This window comes from Primorskyibacter sp. S187A (genome assembly GCF_049800955.1).
In the GTDB taxonomy this organism is placed as follows: Bacteria; Pseudomonadota; Alphaproteobacteria; order Rhodobacterales; family Rhodobacteraceae; genus JAKVBH01.
The window spans coordinates 201815-223474 of the sequence record NZ_JBNAGA010000003.1; the positions used below are offsets into that span (position 1 = coordinate 201815).

19 protein-coding genes and 1 pseudogene are annotated in these 21660 nt (G+C 61.9%); 14 read left to right on the forward strand and 6 right to left on the reverse strand.

Features of this window, described 5'->3' with window-relative positions:
* Nucleotides 1-75 precede the first annotated feature (75 nt).
* Both ACP15S_RS18320 and ACP15S_RS18325 read right to left on the reverse strand, forming a co-directional pair.
* Entirely contained in the window at nucleotides 76-1017 is a 942-nt protein-coding gene (locus tag ACP15S_RS18320) for a membrane dipeptidase (protein ID WP_425041119.1), read from the reverse strand.
* Nucleotides 1014-2465 carry an aldehyde dehydrogenase family protein gene (locus ACP15S_RS18325; RefSeq protein WP_425041120.1) on the reverse strand — a complete coding sequence of 484 codons (1452 nt, stop codon included), beginning with the start codon at nucleotides 2463-2465 and terminating at the stop codon, nucleotides 1014-1016. The genes ACP15S_RS18320 and ACP15S_RS18325 overlap by 4 nt, the downstream gene beginning before the upstream one ends.
* A gap of 89 nt (nucleotides 2466-2554) precedes the next feature.
* Here ACP15S_RS18325 and ACP15S_RS18330 point away from each other — a divergent pair, with 89 nt between their 5' ends.
* The gene (locus tag ACP15S_RS18330) at nucleotides 2555-3424 is read left to right on the forward strand and encodes a LysR family transcriptional regulator (RefSeq protein ID WP_425041121.1); all 870 of its coding nucleotides are present in this window, start codon (nucleotides 2555-2557) and stop codon (nucleotides 3422-3424) included.
* Between the two features lie 92 nt (nucleotides 3425-3516).
* On the opposite strand, the gene ACP15S_RS18335 is transcribed toward ACP15S_RS18330, so the two are convergent.
* Nucleotides 3517-3933, reverse strand: coding sequence for a MerR family transcriptional regulator (locus ACP15S_RS18335; protein ID WP_425041122.1), 417 nt, complete (start codon nucleotides 3931-3933; stop codon nucleotides 3517-3519).
* A gap of 156 nt (nucleotides 3934-4089) precedes the next feature.
* On the opposite strand from ACP15S_RS18335, the gene ACP15S_RS18340 reads away from it, so the two are divergent.
* The 6 genes and pseudogenes from ACP15S_RS18340 (at nucleotide 4090) to ACP15S_RS18365 (ending at nucleotide 7966) form a co-directional block, all read left to right on the forward strand.
* Nucleotides 4090-5271: a permease gene (locus ACP15S_RS18340; RefSeq protein WP_425041123.1), complete on the forward strand. Its 1182-nt coding sequence runs from the start codon at nucleotides 4090-4092 to the stop codon at nucleotides 5269-5271.
* 78 nt (nucleotides 5272-5349) lie between these two features.
* A complete protein-coding gene (locus ACP15S_RS18345; protein ID WP_425041124.1) occupies nucleotides 5350-5664 on the forward strand; it encodes a hypothetical protein in 315 nt (104 codons plus the stop codon).
* 108 nt (nucleotides 5665-5772) lie between these two features.
* Nucleotides 5773-6264, forward strand: coding sequence for a DUF411 domain-containing protein (locus ACP15S_RS18350; RefSeq protein ID WP_425041125.1), 492 nt, complete (start codon nucleotides 5773-5775; stop codon nucleotides 6262-6264).
* On the forward strand, nucleotides 6261-6719 hold the full coding sequence (locus tag ACP15S_RS18355; protein WP_425041126.1) for a c-type cytochrome: 459 nt from the start codon (nucleotides 6261-6263) through the stop codon (nucleotides 6717-6719). Before ACP15S_RS18350 ends, ACP15S_RS18355 begins: the two co-directional genes overlap by 4 nt.
* 447 nt (nucleotides 6720-7166) lie before the next feature.
* Nucleotides 7167-7705, forward strand: a pseudogene (locus tag ACP15S_RS18360) (TRAP transporter small permease subunit); the annotation flags it as partial.
* Between the two features lie 105 nt (nucleotides 7706-7810).
* A complete protein-coding gene (locus tag ACP15S_RS18365) occupies nucleotides 7811-7966 on the forward strand; it encodes a phosphate acyltransferase (protein ID WP_425041127.1) in 156 nt (51 codons plus the stop codon).
* Nucleotides 7967-8180: 214 nt separating this feature from the next.
* On the opposite strand, the gene ACP15S_RS18370 is transcribed toward ACP15S_RS18365, so the two are convergent.
* The gene (locus ACP15S_RS18370) at nucleotides 8181-10799 is read right to left on the reverse strand and encodes a GcvT family protein (RefSeq protein ID WP_425041128.1); all 2619 of its coding nucleotides are present in this window, start codon (nucleotides 10797-10799) and stop codon (nucleotides 8181-8183) included.
* A gap of 105 nt (nucleotides 10800-10904) precedes the next feature.
* A complete protein-coding gene (locus ACP15S_RS18375; RefSeq protein ID WP_425041129.1) occupies nucleotides 10905-11465 on the reverse strand; it encodes a J domain-containing protein in 561 nt (186 codons plus the stop codon).
* Nucleotides 11466-11607: 142 nt separating this feature from the next.
* Between ACP15S_RS18375 and ACP15S_RS18380 the strand changes: the two genes are divergently transcribed.
* Complete coding sequence (locus ACP15S_RS18380; protein WP_425041130.1) at nucleotides 11608-13242, forward strand: AMP-binding protein; 1635 nt, start codon at nucleotides 11608-11610, stop codon at nucleotides 13240-13242.
* On the opposite strand, the gene ACP15S_RS18385 is transcribed toward ACP15S_RS18380, so the two are convergent.
* Nucleotides 13233-15512 (reverse strand): NADP-dependent malic enzyme, encoded by a 2280-nt coding sequence (locus ACP15S_RS18385; protein ID WP_425041131.1) that lies wholly within the window; start codon nucleotides 15510-15512, stop codon nucleotides 13233-13235. The genes ACP15S_RS18380 and ACP15S_RS18385 overlap by 10 nt on opposite strands.
* A 162-nt stretch (nucleotides 15513-15674) precedes the next feature.
* On the opposite strand from ACP15S_RS18385, the gene ACP15S_RS18390 reads away from it, so the two are divergent.
* From ACP15S_RS18390 to ACP15S_RS18415, 6 genes are all read left to right on the forward strand, one after another.
* Entirely contained in the window at nucleotides 15675-16055 is a 381-nt protein-coding gene (locus tag ACP15S_RS18390; RefSeq protein WP_425041132.1) for a cytidine deaminase, read from the forward strand.
* Nucleotides 16052-17380 (forward strand): thymidine phosphorylase, encoded by a 1329-nt coding sequence (locus ACP15S_RS18395; protein ID WP_425041133.1) that lies wholly within the window; start codon nucleotides 16052-16054, stop codon nucleotides 17378-17380. Before ACP15S_RS18390 ends, ACP15S_RS18395 begins: the two co-directional genes overlap by 4 nt.
* A complete protein-coding gene (locus ACP15S_RS18400) occupies nucleotides 17377-18573 on the forward strand; it encodes a phosphopentomutase (RefSeq protein ID WP_425041134.1) in 1197 nt (398 codons plus the stop codon). Before ACP15S_RS18395 ends, ACP15S_RS18400 begins: the two co-directional genes overlap by 4 nt.
* Nucleotides 18570-19553, forward strand: a complete 984-nt coding sequence (locus tag ACP15S_RS18405; RefSeq protein ID WP_425041135.1) for an adenosine deaminase — start codon at nucleotides 18570-18572, stop codon at nucleotides 19551-19553. The genes ACP15S_RS18400 and ACP15S_RS18405 overlap by 4 nt, the downstream gene beginning before the upstream one ends.
* Nucleotides 19550-20182: a uracil phosphoribosyltransferase gene (gene upp / locus ACP15S_RS18410; protein ID WP_425041136.1), complete on the forward strand. Its 633-nt coding sequence runs from the start codon at nucleotides 19550-19552 to the stop codon at nucleotides 20180-20182. Before ACP15S_RS18405 ends, upp begins: the two co-directional genes overlap by 4 nt.
* 69 nt (nucleotides 20183-20251) lie before the next feature.
* Nucleotides 20252-21634: an SPOR domain-containing protein gene (locus tag ACP15S_RS18415; RefSeq protein ID WP_425041137.1), complete on the forward strand. Its 1383-nt coding sequence runs from the start codon at nucleotides 20252-20254 to the stop codon at nucleotides 21632-21634.
* Nucleotides 21635-21660: the final 26 nt, after the last annotated feature.

A 21660-nucleotide genomic window follows, 5' to 3' on the forward strand; every position in this document is an offset into this window, starting at 1 on the left:
CACGGCCTATTCGGCCGCGCTTTTCAGGGTGTTTGGCGCCTCTGCGGCGCCAAAGCTTTTTGCAAAGAATTCGTGCTAATTGCCGCCCATCACGCCGTCTGTTGTGGCCTCATCAAGCCCGGCGGCGCGCAGGCCCGCGCGAAGGCCCGCCAGATCGCGGTTGTCGTTGAACCAGGTGGGCATGGGCGGGAAGCCTGCATTGTCGGCCGAGCCTTCGCCATAGTCGATCTGCTTGGTCCAGCGCCCCACGCGCATCCATTCCACGATGCTGTCGGGCTGGTCCTGGCATAGGTCCGTGCCGATCCCAACGTTTTGCGGCCCCACCAGATCAACCGCCAAAGCCGCCATGTCACACCACGATTGCAGGGTGCAATTGCTGCCGTCCTTGAGGTGATGCGGATAGGCTGAAAGCCCCAGAAACCCATCCGCGGCCCCAAGCGCGCGCAGCAGATCATCGGATTTGTTGCGCAGTGCGGCGTGCCAGCTGGCGGGGTTGGCGTGGCTGATGGTGATCGGGCGGGTCGAGTGCTCGACCGCCTCAAAGGTGGAGCGTTCGCCGGAATGGCTCATGTCGACGACCATCCCCACGCGGTTCATCTCGGTCACCACGTTTTTGCCCATGCGGGTCAGGCCGGTGTCCTCGTCCTCATAGCAACCCGAGGCCAGCAACGACTGGTTGTTGTAGGTCAGTTGCATGAAGCGCAGGCCGAGCGTGTGCAGGATCTCGATCAGCCCGATATCGTCCTCCATACAGGAGGGGTTTTGCGCGCCAAAGAAGATCGCCGTGCGCCCGGTTTCCCGTGCGATGCGGACATCATCCGCTGTGCGGCCCTGAAAGATCAGGTCAGGGAACTGTTCGAACCAGCGGTTCCATTTCTCCATCACAAGCACGGTTTCGCGGAACGTCTCGTGGTAGGTGATGGTGACGTGGACCGCGTCCACGGCCCCTTCGCGCATCTGGCGAAACACTTTCTCGGACCAGTTGGCGTATTGCAGGCCGTCGATCAGATAGGTCATGCAGGCTCTCCGGCGCTCACATAGGCTGTCTTGACGGTGGTGTAGAACTCGGCGGCGTAGCTGCCCTGTTCGCGCGGACCAAAGCTGGACGCCCCGCGCCCGCCGAAGGGCACATGGTAATCTGTGCCCGCGGTCGGCAGGTTCACCATGACAGTGCCCGCGCGCATGTTGGCGCGGAAGTGGCTGGCTCGGGCCAACGATTGCGTCATGATGCCAGCGGTCAGGCCGAATGGCGTGTCATTGGCGCGGGCCAAGGCTTCGTCATAGCTGTCCACTTTCTGCACGGCGGTGATCGGCGCAAACATTTCCTCGCGGTTGATCTGCATGTCGTTGGTGGTGCCAGCAAAGACGGCGGGGGCCATGTAGTAGCCCTCGGTTGCCATCTCCAGCCGGTCGCCGCCGCAGAGCAGCTCAGCCCCCTCGGCCTTGCCGATACCGACATAGTCGATATTGCCCTTGAGTTGGCTCTCGCTGACCACAGGACCGATCTGCGTGCCATCTTCCAATGCGTGGCCGACCTTCAGCGCCTTGGCCGATGCGACCAGTTTCTCAACGAAGGTATCATGCACAGCGGAATGCACGATCAGGCGGCTGGCGGCGGTGCATTTCTGCCCCGTGCCGCCAAAGGCGGAGCCAGCGGCGTGGGCCACGGCCAGATCCAGATCGCAATCGTCCATCACGATCAGCGGATTCTTGGAGCCCATCTCCATCTGCACCTTGGTCATGTTCCGCACAGCCGCCGCCGCGATGCCACGGCCCACGGGCACAGAACCGGTAAAGCTGATCGCGTCTACGTCAGCGCTTTCGACAAGGCGCTGGCCGACATCACGGCCCGGACCTGCAACGAGGTTGAACAGACCTTTGGGGATGTCCTGACGGGCGATGATCTCTGTCAGAGCAATCGCGCTCGCGGGCGTGACATTTGCGGGCTTCCAGACGACGGCGTTGCCAAAAGCCAGCGCGGGCGCGATTTTCCAGGCAGGTGTGGCCACGGGGAAGTTCCAAGGCGAGATGATTGCCACGACGCCCACGGCCTCGCGGCGCACGTCGATCTCGATGCCGGGGCGCACGCTTTCTGCGAGATCACCATGCTGGCGCAGCACTTCGCCCGCGAAATAGGTGAAGAATTGACCCGCGCGGTAAACCTCGCCCTTACCCTCGGCCAGCGGCTTGCCCTCTTCGCGCGACAGCAAACGCCCGATCTCCTCCGCACGGGCCATGAGTTCAGTGCCGATGGCCATCAGCACATCATGGCGTTTCTGGATACCAGCGGCCCACCACGCAGGCTGGGCCCGGCGCGCGGCGGCCAGTGCCTGATCCAGCTGGCCCGCATCCGCTTGCGCATACATGCCGATCAGGTCCGACGTGTCCGAAGGGTTGCGGTTCTCGATCTGGGTGGCGCCGTCTGTCCAGGCACCATCGATGTAGAGTTGCGTACGATCGGTCATGGGGATCTCCTGTTTTTCAACTCTCCCGTAGACGATTGCATGCAATTCAGTCATTCTGAAATTATTGAAGTTTTATTCAGGGTTTCTGAATGTCTATAAAGCTGGAGATGCTGCGCACCTTTGCCATCGTCGCCGCCCAGGGCACCTTGTCAGGCGCGGCGCACAAGCTGGGGCGGACACCCTCGGCCGTATCGATGATGCTGAGCCAGCTGGAGCAGGAGGTCGGCGCGCCACTCTTTGAAACCGACAGAAAGTCTCGTCTGACGCCGTTGGGGCAATTGGTGCTCGAAGAGGCGCAGCGCGCGAGCGATGTGTTTGACCGCAGCGTCGCCGCCATCCGCCGCCATGCCATGTCCACGGCCGGGATCGTGCGGATTGCGGCTGTGCCCTCGGCCACGGTAGCGTTGCTGCCTGACGTGATCGAGACGTTCCGCGCGCGCCACCCCGACGCGCGAATCGAGATCAGCGACGTGGACAGCGCCACGGTCCGCGCCCGCATTCAGCACGACGAAGCGGACATCGGGATCGTTTCGGCACAGCCCGAAGAGGCGCTGGAAGGGACGCGTATTCTGGTCGATGACCTGGGCATCGTCTGCGCCGAAAGCGGTCCGATCCACCGAGCTCATTTGGACAATACGGGTGCATCGGACTGGGACCTCCTCGCGCTCGAGCCGCTCATCGCGAACCCGCTGTGCGCGCTTGTCGACGCGCCTATTGTGGAGAAATTGAGCCTTGCGAGCACGTTGGAGGCGCGCAATACAACTGCAATCCTGTCCTTTGTGCGCCGTGGATTTGGGGCGAGCATCCTGCCGTTCGATGCGGTGCGCAGTCAGCCCGATGGGGTGGAGTTCTTCGTGCCTACGCGCGCCGCGAGCCAGCGGGAATTGCGCAAGATCGCGCAAGACCAAACCGCGCTGCGCGGGGCGGTTCTGGAATTCTGGCGGTTGCTGGACCGCTAGGGAGGAAGGCTACATGGCTGGCGCGCGCGCAGGCCCGCTCTTGTGGCCCGTAATGTATGATCCGTCAGGTATGATCCGTCAGGTATGATCCGTCAGGTATGATCCGTCAGGCAGGCGGAATGGTCGCGCAGCACCTCAAGAACCCGACAGTCGGACACCGTATCCCGGCTGCACTCCCGCAGCATTCGCTTGAGTTCCGTGCGCAGGGCGTCAAGGCGCGCGATGCGAATTTCGACGTCCATGAGCTGTCGCTGCGCGATGGCATCCACGTCGCCGCAAGGCCGGTCCGGGTTGTCGGAGAGGTCCAGCAACTCGCGGATCGCGTCGAGGGTAAAGCCAAGCTGGCGCGCGTGCCGGATGAAGGCCAGCCGATCCAGATCGGTCTCACGATACCTGCGCTGCCCGCCTTCGCTCCGCTCGGGCTCGGGCAGAAGGCCGATCTCTTCGTAGTAGCGGATGGTCTGCACCTTGGTGCCGGTGCGCTTGGCAAGGGTGCCGATGGCCAGCATGGAAAGCCTCCGTAGTTTCTACAGTGAATGTAGCTTTTGATCATTTCCGCGGGCCGTTCAAGGCCTGCGGCGGGTCGGCGGAAAAACTTCAAGATATCTCTTGAAGCTACAGTTGCTAGAGGTCCTATCTTGCGAGTCGGACTTGGAGAAGACGACATGACAGACAGAGGTATCCCCGCGACGTCCCGATCTTGCGACACGGGCGAGATCAATTTACCCGCCGAGGACCCGCCGCGTTTGACGTCCAAAAAGGCAGCGTCTTGCTGCGAAGGGCCGGACGAAATCGCAGTCTCGTCCTGTTGTGGCCCAAGGGCGGATGCAGATGCCCCGAATTGGCGGCGTTTTGATTGGATGCTCTGGGGCTCAGGCGCGATCATTCTGGTCAGCTATCTTGCGGGCTTTGCGCTCTCCCATGAGGCCCCGTTCGGGCTTGGAGTCTTTGCCCACGGCGTGCAGGAGATGATGAACCTGATGTGGTGGGGCATCCTTGTGGGCATGCTCGCCGTGGGTCTGATTGACCGGGTGCCGCGCCAATTCGTCATCGGCATCATTGGCCGCGATCAGGGGGCCAAAAGCCTTGTGCGTGCGGTGCTCGCCGGGGTGTTGCTCGATCTGTGCAATCACGGCGTTCTGATGGTCGGTGCAAAGCTCTATGAACGCGGCGCCAGCCTCGGGCAGGTCTTTGCCTTTTTGATTGCAAGCCCGTGGAATTCGCTGTCGCTGACGATCATCATTGGTGTGCTGATGGGCTGGGAATGGATGGCGGTGTTCCTCGTCGCATCCCTGCTCATCGCCTTTGCGACCGGTTTCATTGTCGAAGCGCTGGAGCGCGCGGGCCGCGTCAAACCCAACCCCAACCGTGAAGACCTGCCCGCCGATTTCCAAGTCTGGCGCGAGGCAAAAGCGGGACTGCGCAGCACGCGCTATGACATGGCCTTTGCGAAAGATGTTGCGCGGCGCTCCGTCACCGCCAGCCGCATGGTGCTGCGCTGGCTGTTCTTCGGCATTGTGCTGGCTGCCCTGATCCAGGCGACCGTGCCCACAGAAATCTTTGCGACATGGTTCGGTGCGACGCTCTTCGGTCTGTTCACAACCCTGCTCGCGGCTACGATCATCGAGGTCTGCTCAGAAGGATCCGTGCCGATTGCCGCCGATCTGATGACGCGCGCGCAGGCGCCGGGCAACGCGTTTACCTTCCTGATGGCGGGCGTTGCGACCGATTACACCGAGATCCTGATCCTGCGCGAAGTCACCGGGCGGTTGAAGGCGGCGCTTCTTTTGCCGCTGTTGACCGTGCCTCAGGTGCTCATCATCGGCTGGGCGTTGAATGCGGTTTAATGGTCGCAGGCGGGGTGCGCTGCCAAGTCACGAACCTGCGACTTGCCATGCGCATCCGGCCAGATGTAGGTCTATGTCATGTGGTTGATACGCTTCTTGTTGATGACGGTTTTGATATGCGCGGTATCGCTCTTAGGCGCGATGCAGGATCATCATATGGCGGCATCCCTCCACGAACAGGCGGCGACAAGTGCGATGGCGGATGCCCATCCTGAGTGCTGCGAAAGCAGTGCCGAACACGCACAAACCTGTCACCTGTTGCCCGCGCTGCTTCCAACCACGGCTTTGGCAGATGCGTCACCCGCCATGAGCGGGGATGTGTTTTGCGCCGCAAACCTCCGACTGACGGGACTTGAGCCGTCTGGGCCCCTCGATCCGCCCCGCATCCTGTGATGCCGGCTGCGCCCGTGGACGGCGCAGCATTCACATCAGCATTCACATGACCGCGGGCCTCGCCCGCAGCGCTCCTTTCGGGCGCGCATCCATCGAGAGGTAACTCCAATGAAACCGACTACGAAACTCATGGCTTTCGCACCTGCCGCGGCTTTGGCCCTTGGCATGGTGTCTGTTGGATGGGCGGGCATTGCCCATGCCGACAGCCATCCCCGCATGGACCACGCCACCATGCATGTCACGAAAAGCCCCACCTGTGGCTGTTGCGGCGATTGGGTCGCGCTGGCCCGACAGGAAGGCTACGACGTCACAATCACCGACACCGAGGACACCACAGAGGTGAAACTGGCTGCGAATATTCCCGGCGAGATATGGGCCTGTCACACCGCGATGATTGATGGCTATGTCGTCGAGGGCCATGTGCCCTTCGCTGCGATTGCCCGATTGCTGGCAGAGCGGCCCGGGATTGACGGGATCGCCGTTCCCGGAATGCCCTTCGGATCGCCCGGTATGGGGGATGATCCAAACGCCCGCTATGATGTCATCGCCTTTGGGGGCGATGCAGGCATGGGCGCGGTTTTCTACCGGGCTGGCCTGTGACGCGGCGCGGTGTGGTCATCGGTGGAGCGGCCCTGATCGGGGCCGCTTTCGCCGCAATTGCCATCACCTTGCAACAGGATGACGACATTGTCCTGCAACACAACGATGCAGAGATCGTTGCGTCTGGTCAGGCTGTCTATGACACATATTGCGCGTCTTGCCATGGCGTTAATCTGGAAGGTCAGGAGAACTGGCGCTCACCGGGCGCCGACGGGCGCCTTCCCGCGCCGCCCCATGATGAAACGGGCCATACGTGGCACCATAACGGACATACGCTCTTCGGCCTGACGAAATATGGGGTGGCGGCTGCGATTGGCGATCCGGACTATGCCTCAAACATGCCGATATACGATGGCGTTCTGAGCGATGACGAGATCATCGCCGTCCTCAGCTATATCAAATCAACCTGGCCCGCAGAGATCCGCGCACGTCACGACGCGATGGAACGCAGGTGAAACATCCCGCCGCCGACCCATGGCATATCCGGCGCCCCTGAATGTGTTGAGGTCCTCGGGCGGTGAGGAGACGTCATAGCCCCGGGCGCTCCTTTTCTCAGCGGACCCTTTCCCCGATGAGGCGGATCCCCTCGGCGACCTTTCCCAAGGAATCGAGGAATATCCAAGCCGAACATACGCCTTTGGTTGTATGGGGCCGCTGAAAAACGGAGCGCCCGGCTCAATGCCGACACCATCGGGCGCTTTCACCCAAAGGCTCGTGCCACCAAACCGCGCTGCGCCAACCATCTCCAGTTTCGTTGCAGCACGGGCTTCTAAAAGTCTGTGACGGGACTTTGCGAAGCTGCACGCTTCTGGCTGCTTTTTGTGTACTTGCTGTGATTCCAGATGATCGTGCGCACCTTGTTCGACTTTTCGTTCTCCTGAGGCGAAGCACTGTCAGTCCACATGTTCGTTTGGTTCGAGTTCTTTGGGGCCAGCGATGCGGCCAAGATGGGCGCGCACAACCGTGTGACCTTACAGTTCAAGTTTCTGCCGCCGAAGGCGATCATGTACATCGAGGCTTTTGCCAACCACTTATGGATCTCTTTCAACGTCTGCTTGGTCTACCTGGCGATCGATTGCGTCTTCAACAAGATGAACTGGTTGCAGTCTTCCCAGGCCATGGGGTTCCACCTGAGCTGGGTCTTCATCGTGCTGCCCGTAGCGTTCACGTTGATGACGATCCGCGCGTTTGCCGATGATGATCCCGCAGAAGACGGCATAGAACAGGAGTTTCGCGGCAGTAACAGCTTTCTGATCCCAAATGGTTTTCGTGGCTATTGGCACGTTCTGGAAGCCACAACAAAGCACTTCGTCATCCGCGACAATTCCGCCGACGGGCCCATTGTTTTGGGGCGCAAAATGACCTCCATAGCAAAGATACTGGATACAGCCATCAGGCTGGATCTAAAGATCGTCCTGAGCGAAGGCGAAGATCCGCGCGTCATGGCCGCTGCTATTGAGGTGCGGCGGCTGAAACTGGCGCGGCTGGCGCTGGTCGGCCGCGCCGCCGTCATGGAAGCGGCTCTGTCCTCAGAGGCGATGCGACTGTGTTCATTTCCCCTAATTTGGACGCGGGCAATAGCGCGCAAAAAATCGCACAGCGCATTGGCGGAGCCCGCGCGGCAGGCCCAATTCTGCAAGGTCTGAGCCAACCTTCCATGACCTTTCAAGAGGCTGCGACACAGAAGACATCGTGCCCATGATTGCCTTGACTGCGCTTCAAAATCGCAAATGAACTATGGGACAGCAGCGCGCAGCCGAAAGTGCAAGCACCGGGCTGCGCGCGGAGCAAACATCGAAAGCCATTCATCCTCTGGACGAGTGCCGACAGATTTGCACTTTGCTCAACGGCCCCGACCCAACAGATGGGAACTTTTCCCATAGTGCCCATAGTGCCCATGGGGGACGGAGGGGCGGTCAGCCGTCCTTGCGGATTACCTCGTTTTTAGGGTCATAGGGGCTGTCGCACGTGACAACGGCATCCCAGAGTTTGTTTTGCATCCGGACTTGCAGCCTGGTGCCTTCGACAGCCAACTCCGGTGAGACATAGCCCATGCCGATGCTCTTGTTGAAAGCCACGGAATAGCCACCCGACGTCAGGCGTCCCACGCGTGTGCCGTCCGGGGTATAAAGCGCCTCGCGCCCCCAGGGATCGGCATCGTCAGGCCCGTCGATCAGCAGCGTGCAGCACTTGACGCGCACACCCGTCTCCACGAGTTTTTCCTTGCCGAAGAAGTCCTTCTCCAGATCGACAAAGCGGGGCAGGTCGGCCTCCAGCGGTGTCGCATCCCGGCCCAGCTCGGTGCCGAAGGCGCGATAGCTCTTCTCCTGCCGGAGCCAGTTCTGTGCCCGCGCGCCCACGAGTTTCATGCCGTGTTTGGCGCCCGCTTCCATGAGCAGATCCCAGAGGTAGTTCTGCATCTCGATGGGGTGGTGCAGCTCCCAGCCGAGCTCGCCCGTATAGGCCACGCGGATCGCTTTGACCGGGCACATCCCGAGCTCGATGTTGCGCATCGTGAGCCACGGGAAGCGCTTGTTCGACAGCGCCGTTTCGGGGTCTGCATCCTTGATGACCTCGGCCAGCACGTCGCGTGATTTCGGTCCGGCAATGGCGAAAACACCCCATTGCGTTGTGACCTCTTGTGCATTGATGCGGCCATACTCGGGCTCTTTGTCCTCAATCGCCTTGTAGAGGTAATCCTGATCATAGGCGGTCCAGGCACCGGCGGAGACGAGGTAGTAGTCGTTCTCGGCCTCGCGCACGATGGTGTATTCCGTGCGCGTCGTGCCGTGATCGGTGAGCGCGTAGGTCAGGTTGATCCGGCCCACGCGGGGCAGCTTGTTTGTCGTGAACCAATCAAGAAACGCCGTCGCGCCAGGGCCCCAGATGCGGTGCTTGGTGAAGGCGGTGGCATCAATGAGCCCCACGCCTTCGCGGACAGCCTTCGCCTCCTCCACGGCATATTGCCACCATGCACCACGTCGGAAGCTGCGGGCGTCATGGTCGGAGAAATCCGCAACCGGCCGGAATTGCCCCCCGGGATACGCAGTATCACGGATCGCCCCCGACCCGCCCCCCAGGGCGGGGGCGATGCCCCCACCCTCGGGCCGGGGGCCATCGTCTGTTGATCTCACAACCGGCTCGATTGCATAGTAATTTGGACGCTCCCAGCCATTCACCCAGCCAAACTGCGCCCCCGCCGCCTTCTGCCGGTCATAGGCGGGTGCCGTGCGCAGTGGCCGGCATGCTTCGCGCTCTTCATCGGGGTGGTGCAGGATGTAGACGTGTTCGTAGCATTCCTCGTTCTTGCGCGCGGCGAACTCGGTGGTCATCCAGGAGCCGTAGCGTTTGGGATCGAGGGAGGCCATGTCGATCTCGGCCTCACCTTCGACCATCATCTGCGCGAGGTAGTAGCCTGCGCCGCCCGCGGCCGTGATACCGAAGGAGAAGCCTTCAGCGAGCCACATGTTGCGCATCCCCGGCGCCGGGCCAATGAGCGGATTGCCATCGGGCGTGTAGCAGATGGGGCCGTTGAAATCATCCTTGAGCCCTACCGTCTCAGTCGATGGAATACGGTGGATCATCGACATGTATTCTTCTTCGATCCGCTCCAGATCGAGGGGGAAGAGGTCCGCCCGGAAGCTGTCGGGGACGCCATATTCAAACCGCGCGGGCGCATTGCGCTCGTAAGGGCCAAGGATCCAGCCGCCGCGCTCTTCGCGCACATACCATTTCGCATCGGCATCGCGCAGGACAGGGTGCTCTCCATGCTCTTTGCGGTATTCCACCAGCATCGGATCGGGCTCGGTCACGATGAATTGGTGCTCGACCGGGATCGCGGGGATCTTGATGCCGAGCAGCTTTGCTGTGCGCTGTGCGTGGTTGCCGGTGGCGGTCACGACATGTTCGGCAGTCACAACCGTTTGCTCATCAGAAGCCACGAGGTTGCCGCCCTTCTCGACCATCTTGGTGAGCGTCACGCGCCACTCGGACCCGGTCCACTCATAGCCATCCACCTGCCATTTGCGCTCGATCACAACGCCGCGTTGGCGTGCACCCTTGGCCATCGCCATGGTGACGTCGGCGGGGTTTATGTAGCCATCGGTCGGGTGATAGATCGCGCCCTCGAGATCTTCCGTGCGCACCAGCGGCCAGCGCTCCTTGATCTGGTCGGGCGTCATCCACTCAAAGGGCACGCCGCAAGTCTCGGCAGTGGAGGCATAGAGCATGTATTCGTCCATGCGCGCCTGCGTCTGCGCCATGCGCAGGTTACCCACCACGGAAAAGCCCGCGTTCAGCCCCGTCTCTTCCTCAAGCGTCTTGTAGAGCTTGATCGAATAGTCGTGGATGTGGGTCGTCGCGTAGGACATGTTGAAATAGGGCAGGAGCCCTGCGGCATGCCATGTGGAGCCAGAGGTCAGCTCGTCGCGCTCCAGCAGCATGACATCATCCCAACCTGCGCGGGCAAGATGATAGGCGATCGAGGTCCCAACGGCTCCGCCGCCGACAACGAGAGCTTTGACGTGGGTTTTCATGAAGGCGACTCCTGACTGACTTGCCATCGAGATGTCGCTCAAATTCTCAACCTTGCCGCAATCCGCGCCGACCGATCACAGTTGGAAAACGACGCGCTCCGCCGCTTAGGTGCTCAGATCCACGGTTGAGCGCAACAGACGCCCCATGGCCCGCAACCCGGCGTATCCTTCCCGCGCGGCGCGGTAGGAGGCGTCGATCCGCGGCTTCAGAACCAGAGCATCGGATGGGATGTCCGTCTCAGGGTCTCGTTGCGTCCTGGCCTTTGCGGCCTCTGCGGCTTTCGCGGCGCGCAGGGCGGCCTCATGGGCCTCTTGCTCTGCCTTCATCTGAGCGCGTTCTTCGGCTTGTTGCCGCGCCATGCGTGCCTGACGTTGCATTTCCGCCTGCGCCCGGCGCCGCGCTTCATTGTGGCGCGCTCTTTCGCGGGCCTTCCGGGCCTTCTCGCTTTGGTCCAACGCGGCAAAGCCATCGCGGTGAAAGCGCAGGAGATCATAGGCTTCATTGATCTCGGCGAATCTCTTCGTGGCAGCCTTGGGGCATCCGCTGGCGACATCGGGATGATGATCGCGCGCCAAAGCGCGCCACTTTTTGCGAATGGTCGCAAAATCATCGAGAGGCGAGACCCCGAGGACCTTGTAGGCATATTCAGGTGCTGTGCGTTTCACAATCGGGAGCTCCTTGGCATCAAACACCGCTTGTGCCTTCGCCCCCACGAAAACGCACCAATTACGGTAAAATCCAAACTACACTTTTGGTGCCTGCGGCGAAATGAAATACTTGCCGGAAGGTTAACGGGAGGAAGGTGCCATGCTGCGCGCCAAAGCAGGCTATGAGGATACTCGGGCGGCGTTCCGCTGGGACATACCTGAGCGCTACAACATCGGTGTCGATGTCTGTGACAGGCTCGCAGAAGCTACGCCGCAGGCGCTTGCGCTGCGCGATGTGGCCCCGGGTGGCGCGTTTCGTGACGTGACCTTCGGCGCGTTGCGCGCGAGATCCAATCAGCTGGCCCATGTCCTGCAGGGCCGCGCGCAGCCGGGGGACCGTGTTGGTGTCTTGCTCGCGCAATGTGAAATGACCGCACTGGCGCATATTGCAGCCTTCAAAATGGGGGCCATTTCGCTGCCTTTGTTTACCCTGTTTGGGCCTGATGCCTTGCTGCATCGCCTGAAGGATTCCGGCGCGCGCGTCGTGATCACGGATGCTGAGGGCGCGGCAAAACTGGAGCCGTTGCGCGCTCAATTGCCAGAGCTCGTCCATGTCCTGACCGTTGCAGACGCGCCGGATGACAATGCACTCGAAGCGCAGATGGCCTCACAAAGCCCCGAGTTTACGCCGGTGGATACCGCTGCGGATGACCCGGCGCTTTTGATCTATACCTCCGGGACAACGGGCCATCCCAAAGGCGCGCTGCATGCCCATCGTGTGTTGCTTGGCCATTTGCCGGGCGTGGAAATGAGCCATGATTTCCTGCCGCAGGAGGGCGACAGGATCTGGACGCCTGCGGATTGGGCGTGGATCGGGGGGCTTCTGGATGTGCTGCTGCCGGCCTTGCATCATGGGGTTCCCGTTGTGGCCCATCGGTTTCGCAAATTCACCGCCGAGGCGGCGTTTGATTTCATCGAGACCCATGGCATCCGCAATGCGTTCCTGCCGCCCACGGCCCTCAAGTTGATGCGTCAGGCCGAGGGTCGTCGCGTGCAGATGCGATCCGTGGCTTCAGGCGGAGAGACATTGGGCGCAGAGCTTTTAGACTGGGGCCGCGATGTTTTTGGCGTGACGATCAACGAGTTTTATGGACAGACCGAATGCAACATGGTCGTGTCGTCCTGCGCGGCGCTGGCACCTGCGGAGCCGGGCGTCATGGGGTGGGCTGTGCCCGGCCATGAGGTCGCAGTGATCGATCCGTCAGGTGCCGCCTGTGAGACGGAGGAGGAGGGCGACATCGCCGTGGTCAGTCCCGATCCCGTCATGTTTCTCAAATACTGGAACCGGCCCGAGGCGACCGATGAGAAATTCCGCACCGGCCCGGATGGCACGCGCTGGCTGCTGACCGGCGACCGCGGCTGGCACACATCCAGCGGGCGAATTGCCTACAAAGGCCGCGACGATGATGTCATCTCCTCATCGGGCTACCGTGTTGGCCCTGCGGAGATCGAGGATTGTTTGCTTACCCATCCCAGCGTCGCCATGGCGGGCGTGGTGGGCCAGCCGGACAAGACGCGCGGGGAGATCATCGTGGCCTATGTGACGCTGACAGCGGATGCCGCGCCGGGTGACGCGCTGGCCCAGGAGATCAGCGACCATGTCCGCACACGATTGGCCGCCTATGAGGCGCCGCGCGCCGTGCGCTTTCTGGACGAGATGCCGCTAACGACCACAGGCAAGATTATCCGCCGCGCGCTCAGAGAGCATGCGCGCGGCGTGCGTGATCAGCCGTAATGTGAGACAGGCGTTCCTGCGATGGCGGCCATATTGAGCAGCCCGCGCGCCGTCACCCCGGGCGTCACGATATGGGCGCGGTTGCCCATGCCCATCAGGATCGGGCCGACTTCCAAACCGCCCGCTTTCATCTTCAGAATGTTGCGCACGCCCGAGGCCGCATCGGCATTGGAAAAGATCAGAACATTGGCCGCGCCCGTCATCCGGTTGGACGGCAGCAATCGCGCCCGCAATTCAGCATCCAGCGCCGCATCGACCTTCATCTCGCCTTCATAGCAGAAATCGACGCCTTTGCGGTCCAGAATGGCCATCGCCTCGCGCAGCCGCCTGCTGGAGTCGGAGTTTTCATTTCCGAATTGCGATTGCGAACAAAAGGCGATGTTGGGCGTGAGGCCAAAGCGCTTGACGTGGCGCGCGGCCCCTTCGGCGATCTCGGCCAGTTCCTCTGGTGTCGGCGCGCTCCAGACATGGGTGTCTGCGACAAAGAGCGGCCCGTCTTCGAGGATCATCAGCGAGAGGGCGCCATGGGGGGCCATCGATTCTGTCCCGAGCACCTGGCTCACGTAGTTCAGATGCCAGCGATACTCGCCAAAGGTCCCGCAAATCAGGCTGTCAGCATCTCCGCGATGCACCATGACTGCCCCAATGGCTGTCGTGTTTGTGCGCATGATCGCGCGGGCCAGATCGGGCGTCACGCCGCGCCGGGCCATGATCTCATGATAAGTGCCCCAATAGTCGCGGTAGCGGGGGTCGTTCTCGGGGTTCACGATCTCGAAATCGCGCCCGGGTTTGACGGCCAGCCCCGCCCTGTCTGCCCGGGCCTCGATCACCTCGGGGCGACCGATCACGATGGGCTTTTCGGTGGTTTCCTCCAAAATGGCCTGCGCGGCGCGCAGCACGCGCTCGTCTTCCCCTTCGGCAAAGACGATGCGGCGCGAGGCTGTGCCTGCTGCCTCGAACACGGGGCGCATCAGCAGCGCGGACTTGAAGACCGATTGGCGCAGGCTTTCGCGATAGGCTTGCATATCCTCAAGCGGACGGGTGGCCACGCCTGTCTCCATGGCAGCTTGCGCGACAGCGCTTGAGACAACGGCCGACAGGCGCGGGTCAAACGGTTTGGGGATCAGATAATCCGCGCCAAAGGTGAGTTGCTCGCCCTTGTAAGCGGCAGCGGCTTCCGCGCTTGTTGTCTTGCGCGCGAGCTCGGCAATGCCCTCGATACAGGCGATTTGCATCGCATCATTGATCTCCGTTGCGCCCACGTCCAGCGCGCCTCGGAAGATGAAGGGGAAACACAGCACGTTATTGACCTGATTGGGAAAATCGCTGCGCCCCGTGGCGATGATCGCATCGGGCACTGCGGCGCGCGCGAGATCGGGCATGATTTCCGGCGTGGGGTTGGCCAGAGCAAAAACGATCGGTCGTTTGGCCATTTTGGTGACATGTTCGGGCTTGAGCACCCCGGGGCCCGAAAGGCCCAGGAAAAGATCCGCCCCGTCGATCACCTCATCGAGGCTGCGCTTGTCAGAGGCCTGCGCGAAGGCGGCCTTTTGCGGGTTCATATCGATCTCGCGGCCTTCATGGACCAGCCCGTGAATGTCGCAGAGCCAGACGTTTTCGCGTTTGACCCCAAGCTTGAGGAGCATGTTCAGGCAGGCGATGCCCGCCGCTCCGCCGCCTGTCGAGACGATCTTGATGTCCTCAAAGCGTTTGCCCGCGACACGCAGCGCATTGGTGGCGGCGGCGCCCACGACGATGGCCGTGCCATGCTGGTCATCGTGGAAAACGGGAATGTTCATCCGCTCGCGACAGATCTTTTCGACGATGAAACAATCGGGCGCCTTGATGTCTTCGAGATTGATCGCGCCAAAGGTAGGCCCCATGGCACAGACGATCTCGGCAAGCTTCTCCGGGTCTGTTTCATCGAGTTCGATGTCAAAGCAATCGATGCCTGCAAACTTCTTGAAGAGGACAGCCTTGCCTTCCATCACAGGCTTGGAGGCCAGCGCACCGATATTGCCAAGCCCCAGGACCGCAGAGCCATTGGTCACCACTGCAACGAGATTGCCGCGCGCCGTGTAGCGGGCTGCATCCGCAGGGTTTTCCTTGATCTCGATACAGGCCTCCGCCACGCCGGGGCTGTAGGCTCGCGCCAGATCGCGGCCGTTGGCCAAGGGCTTCGTGGCCCGGATCTCCAGTTTGCCTGGTTTTGGAAATTCGTGGTAATGCAGCGCCGCCTTGCGCAAAGCATCCTTGCCTGAATCGCTCATCTGTCCCTCCGCTCTTTTGGATAGTTTAGCCTTAAACGAGTGTGTGTGGGGTTAAAATGCGGTGCTTGGCCGCTGGGGTCTTTTTGCCAATGCGCCCCTTGCGGAATCTGCCCTCGCAGATCAACATGTCCCTTCGACATCGGGTCATCAGGGGGAGACCACATGCGCGAGCAAGCGTTGCAGATCCGCGAGAAGGCCTATGCGCCCTATTCGGACTTTCCGGTGGGGGCTGTGGTCCAGACGCCATCGGGCGAGACATTCGCGGGATGCAATGTCGAAAACGTGGCCTACCCTGAGGGCACATGCGCCGAAGCGGGCGCTATCGCAGCGATGGTGGCTGCGGGCGCGCGCGAAATTGTGGCGGTTTATGTCGTGGCAGGCAGTGACAGCCCGGTGCCCCCCTGCGGTGGCTGTCGCCAAAAGCTCGCGGAGTTTGCCAAAGGCCCTGTGCGCGTGACCATGGCGACCGTGAGTGGCGTCGAAACCGAGGTGCTTCTGTCCGAGCTGTTACCCGGGGCATTTGGCGCGGAGCACATGTCGTGAGCGATGCGCGGTCCATTCTCGCGCAATTGCGCACGGGACGTGACGTCTCGGCCGATGACTTGACGTGGTTTGCCCAAGGGTTGGCAGATCACAGCGTGAGCGCGGCGCAGGCCGGCGCTTTTGCCATGGCGGTTTGCATGGGCGGGCTGGGCGAGGCTGGTCGTGTGGCTTTGACCAGGGCCATGCGCGATTCCGGCGAAACGCTGCGCTGGTCCTTGCCCGGGCCAGTGCTCGACAAGCATTCGACCGGTGGCATTGGCGACTGCGTCTCTCTCGTTCTGGCGCCAGCGCTGGCGGCTTGCGGCGCCTATGTCCCGATGATTTCGGGCCGTGGGCTGGGGCATACCGGCGGCACGCTCGACAAGCTCGAAGCCATTCCCGGCGTCAGCACCGAGCTGGAGACCGCACGCTTTGAGACTGTCGTGCGCGAGGCTGGCTGTGCCATCGTGGCCGCATCCGCACGGATCGCACCGGCGGACAGGCGCCTCTACGCGGTCCGCGATGTGACATCCACCGTCGAGAGCCTCGATCTGATCACAGCCTCCATCCTGTCCAAGAAATTGGCTGCGGGGTTGGAAGGTCTCGTGCTGGACGTCAAGACGGGCTCAGGCGCGTTCATGAAATCCCAGGAAGAGGCGCAGGCCCTTGCCGAGGCGTTGGTCAAAACTGCGAATGCGGCAGGCTGCCCCACGTCGGCGCTCTTGACGGACATGTCCCAACCTTTGGCCCCCAATCTGGGCAATGCGCTGGAGGTGGACCATGTCATGGGCGTGCTGTGCAGCGGGGTGCGTGGGCCGCTCTTTGATCTGACATGCGCGCTCGGCGGCGTGGCTTTGGCGCAGGGGCGATTGGCGGCGGATATGGAGCAGGGCGCAGGCCTTATTGCGCGCGTCATCGAGACGGGCGCAGCGGCAGAGCATTTTGGCAAGATGGTCGTCGCCATGGGCGGGCCGCTTGGCTTTACAGAAAACTGGCGGCGCTACCTGCCCGAAGCACCGGTCATTCAGGAAGTCACGGCCGCGCAGGGCGGGCGGGTCCGGTCAATTGACGGCGAAGTGCTGGGCAATGTGGTGGTGCATCTGGGCGGCGGGCGACGTGTCGAAGGCGATCAGATCAACCCCGCTGTGGGGCTGAGCGATGTTATCCGGCTGGGCGCATCCATCGCGCCGGGGCAGCCTTTGGCGCGCGTACATGCGATGCGCGAAGCACAGGCAGACGCAGCCGCGCGCGCCATCCGGGCGGCGATCCACATCGAAACTGACCTTGAAGTGGATGCGCACGCCAATCCGGCACCGGAGCTGATCACCGGTCAGGTGACGCCATGAGCCGCGCTTTCCTTGTTGTCATGGATTCCGTGGGCATCGGCGGCGCGCCGGACGCGGATACCTTCTTTAACGGCGACGTGCCCGATACAGGCGCCAACACCCTGGCGCATATCGTGGACGCAACGGGGCTCTTTCTGCCGACGTTGGATCGCATGGGGCTGGGCGCGGCCTGCGCTTTGGCGTCGGGCGTGCAATTGCCCGGCTGGTCCGAGCGGCCGGACGGGGCCGGGGGCTGTTGGGCAGTTGCCACAGAGCAATCACGGGGCAAGGACACCCCCTCGGGCCATTGGGAGCTCGCAGGCTTGCTTGTGCCCTGGGAATGGCACTATTTCCCCGATACGCAACCAAGCTTTCCCAAAGAAATCAGCGCCTTGGCGGCAAAGCTCGCGGGCGTTGACGGGATTTTGGGGGATTGCCACGCATCTGGTACGGATATTCTCTCTCGTCTCGGTGAGGCGCATATGCAGACGGGACAGCCCATTTGCTACACCTCAGCGGACAGTGTTTTTCAGATTGCTGCCCATGAAGAAACCTTTGGTTTAGAGAGGCTTCTGCAGCTTTGTTCAGACATGTCCGGCCCCTTGCATGACATGCGCGTCGGACGTGTGATTGCGCGGCCCTTTGTCGGAACACCAGGAAATTTCAAGCGGACGCAGAACCGGCGCGACTATGCGATGACGCCCCCTGAACCGATCCTCACGAACTGGGCGCAAGACGCAGGCAGACTTGTCCACACGATTGGCAAGATCAAGGATATCTTCGCCGGGCAAGGTGTTGATACGGCTGTAAAAGGTGCGGATGTTGATCTCATGCAGGAGCTTCACAAATCTGTGGATAACCTGCCCGATGGGTCCTTGTGTTTTGCCAATTTCGTGGAGTTCGACAGCCTCTATGGCCACCGCAGAGATCCACAGGGTTATGCACAGCACCTCAGCTGGTTCGACGGGCAAATCGCAAAACTTCTGCCAATACTGCGTGAAGGCGACTTGCTTGTCATTACGGCCGATCACGGAAATGACCCGACGTGGGTCGGGACGGACCACACGCGGGAGCGGGTGCCGGTTCTGGTTCATGGCGCAGGCAGCGGATCACTGGGCGGATCACTGGGCCATGTCGCCTTCGCCGATGTGGCGGCATCGGTCGCGGCCCATCTCGGCCTGACATCCAGCGGACCGGGGAGGTCGTTTTTATGAGCATGTCGCAACTGCCCAAGGCGGAATTGCATCTGCATCTCGAGGGCGCGGCCCCGCCAGCGTTCATTCGCGGTCTGGCCAAGGAAAAGAGCATTGATCTGCAAAAGATCTTCAATGGGGACGGAACCTATGCCTACCGGGATTTCGCGCATTTTCTGACTGTCTATGAGGCGGCCTGCACGGTGTTGCAAACACCCGAGGATTTCTACCGCCTGACGCAAGCGGTTCTTGAAGAGAGCGCGTCACATGGTGTCGTCTATGCAGAGACTTTCGTATCGCCTGATTTCTGCGGCGGCGGAGATGTTGTGGCGTGGCGCGAGTATATGGCCGCGATGCAGGAAGCGTCGGAGGCCGCGGATCGGGCCCTTGGCATCACTTTGCGCGGGATCGTGACCTGCATTCGGCATTTCGGACCCGAGAAAGCCAAGGCGGCGGCCCTGTGTGCTGCGGAAACGCGGGGCGATTGGCTCGTGGGGTTCGGTATGGCCGGGGATGAGAATACCGGCCAGCCCGGGGATTATGCCTATAGTTTTGACCTGGCGCGCGAAGCGGAGCTGCAATTGACGGTGCATGCCGGTGAATGGCGCGGCCCGGAGGAGATCAAGGCAGCGCTGGATGATCTGCGCGTGGCGCGGATCGGGCACGGCGTGCGCGCGATTGAGGATCTGGCCCTCGTGGATCGACTGGCCGAAGACAAGATCACGTTGGAGGTCTGCCCGATTTCGAACGTGACGCTGGGGGTTTACCCCGCGCTGAGCGCCCATCCGATCGAAAACCTCCGCGCGCGCGAGGTGCCCGTCACCATATCAACCGATGATCCCCCCTTCTTCCACACCACGATGACGCGCGAATACGAGGCTCTTGCGCAAACCTTTGGCTGGAATGAAGATGACTTCGCAGAACTCAACCAGAATGCCATGCGCGCGGCGTTCTGTGATGATGAAACCCGAGCTCGCGTGCAAAAAAGGTTCTCCCAATGATAGATCATCTCACCGTCGTCAGCCATCCTCTTGTGCAGCATAAACTGACGTTGATGCGCGAAGCGGGCACGTCGACGGCGGTTTTTCGTCAGTTGCTGCGGGAGATCAGCCAGTTTCTGGCCTATGAGATCACGCGCGAATTGCCGATGACGACCAAGGAAATCGACACGCCGATGGAGCGCATGAATGCGCCGGTTCTGGCGGGCAAGAAGCTGGCGCTGGTCTCGATTTTGCGGGCAGGCAATGGTCTGCTCGATGGTGTGCTCGAGCTCATCCCGTCGGCGCGTGTGGGATTCGTTGGATTGTACCGAGACGAGGAAACGCTCAAGCCGGTGGAGTATTACTGCAAACTGCCGGAGCGGCTGGAAGATCGACTGGTCATTGCCGTCGATCCCATGCTGGCCACGGGCAATTCCTCTGTTGCAGCGATTGACCTGATCAAGGCGCGCGGCGCCACGAATATACGCTTTTTGTGCCTGTTGGCGGCACCTGAGGGCGTGGCGCGGATGCGCGAGGCGCATCCGGATGTGCCCATCGTGACGGCGGCGCTTGATTCCCACCTGAATGAAAAAGGCTATATCGTTCCGGGCCTTGGCGATGCAGGCGATCGCATGTTTGGCACGAAATAGCGCCTTTCGGGCTTGCCGCGTCGCGGCGCTTCGTGCATCTTGTCTGCTACCATCTGTGGGGGCAGATACATGAAAAACTATACGATTATGCCGCTTGTTCTGGCCGTGGCGGGTCTTGTCTGGACAGCTCCGGAGGTGGCGGCGCAGATCGACCGTACGCTCGCGGTGCCCGCTGAAGTGCCGCCTGCGTCGTTCCGGGGCAATCAATTCGTCGACAGTCGGGGCTGTGTCTATGTGCGCGCTGGCGTCGACGGGGCGACCCGTTGGGTGCCGCGTGTCTCGCGCAGCCGCGAGGTGGTCTGTGGTTTCCAGCCGACCGGTGCGACACGCACCGCAGGCGCGGCGCCAGCGCGCAACGCGCCAGAGGTGGTGCAAATCACGCCGCGCGGCACGTCCGCTGCTGCACCCGCGCCAGCACCTGCTGCGACGCCCACACCGGCGCCTGCGCCACGCGTTGTGACACCCGCGCCCGCACCGCGCCCGCAAGCGGCGCCAAACCAGCCCATCCGAACCGTGGCCAGCACGCCGGCCACGCCGCGCGTCATTCGCCCCGCACCTGTCACACGGCCCGCGCCGGTCGCTGTGCCTACGCCACGCGTTGTGACACCGACGCCGGCACCGCGGAGCACCGCCACAGCCAATGCCGGCTGCCCGGGCCTCTCGGGTATGTCCAAGAAATACATGCATTCCGGGCCCAATGTCCGCTGTGGCCCGCAGGCGCAGCCGCATGTGACCCTCAAAGGCGGCACACAGAAGCTGCGCACGCCTACGGGCCAGGTCAAAACCATTCGCAACCGCGATGTCGTGGTCTATTCGGGCACCTCCGGCGTCCGCCAGATCACGGGCCAGACCGTGATCGCCCCGCGCAACGCATATGAAGAGCGCCGTCAAGCGGTCACCAAAGTGCCCAAAGGCTATAAGCTGGCCTGGGAAGATGGACGTCTGAACCCAAAGCGCGGCTATCAGACGCTGGATGGGCGGCGTAAGATGATGCTGGTGTGGACCAATACGGTTCCGCGGCAATTGGTCGATCAATACAGCGGCGAAGTGGTCACGCGCTATTTCCCCGATTTGCAATACCCCTACACCTCCCCGCGCCAACAAGCGGCAGCTGAAGCAAAGGCGAAGGTCTCTGTAAAAGCGCCCAAGGCCAACACGGTCCAAACGATCCGGCCGCGCGCGGTCTCGACCAAATCGGCCCCGATCAAAACCCGTGCCAAGCCCGCAACCCATCGGTTCGTCCAGTTGGGCACGTGGAACAAAGGGGAAGAGGCCTCCACCGTGAAACGTCTCCAGCGCGCGGGCCTGCCGGTTAAAATCGGCAAGTTCAGCCGCAACGGCAAAGAGTATCGCTCTGTTCTGATGGGGCCTTATGCCAAGCAGGATGCGCTGATGGCGGGGCTCTCCCGGGCCAAGAAGATGGGCTATAGCCGCGCCAAATTGCGCAAGTAATTCCCCCTCGCCTGTGTGAGGTCAGG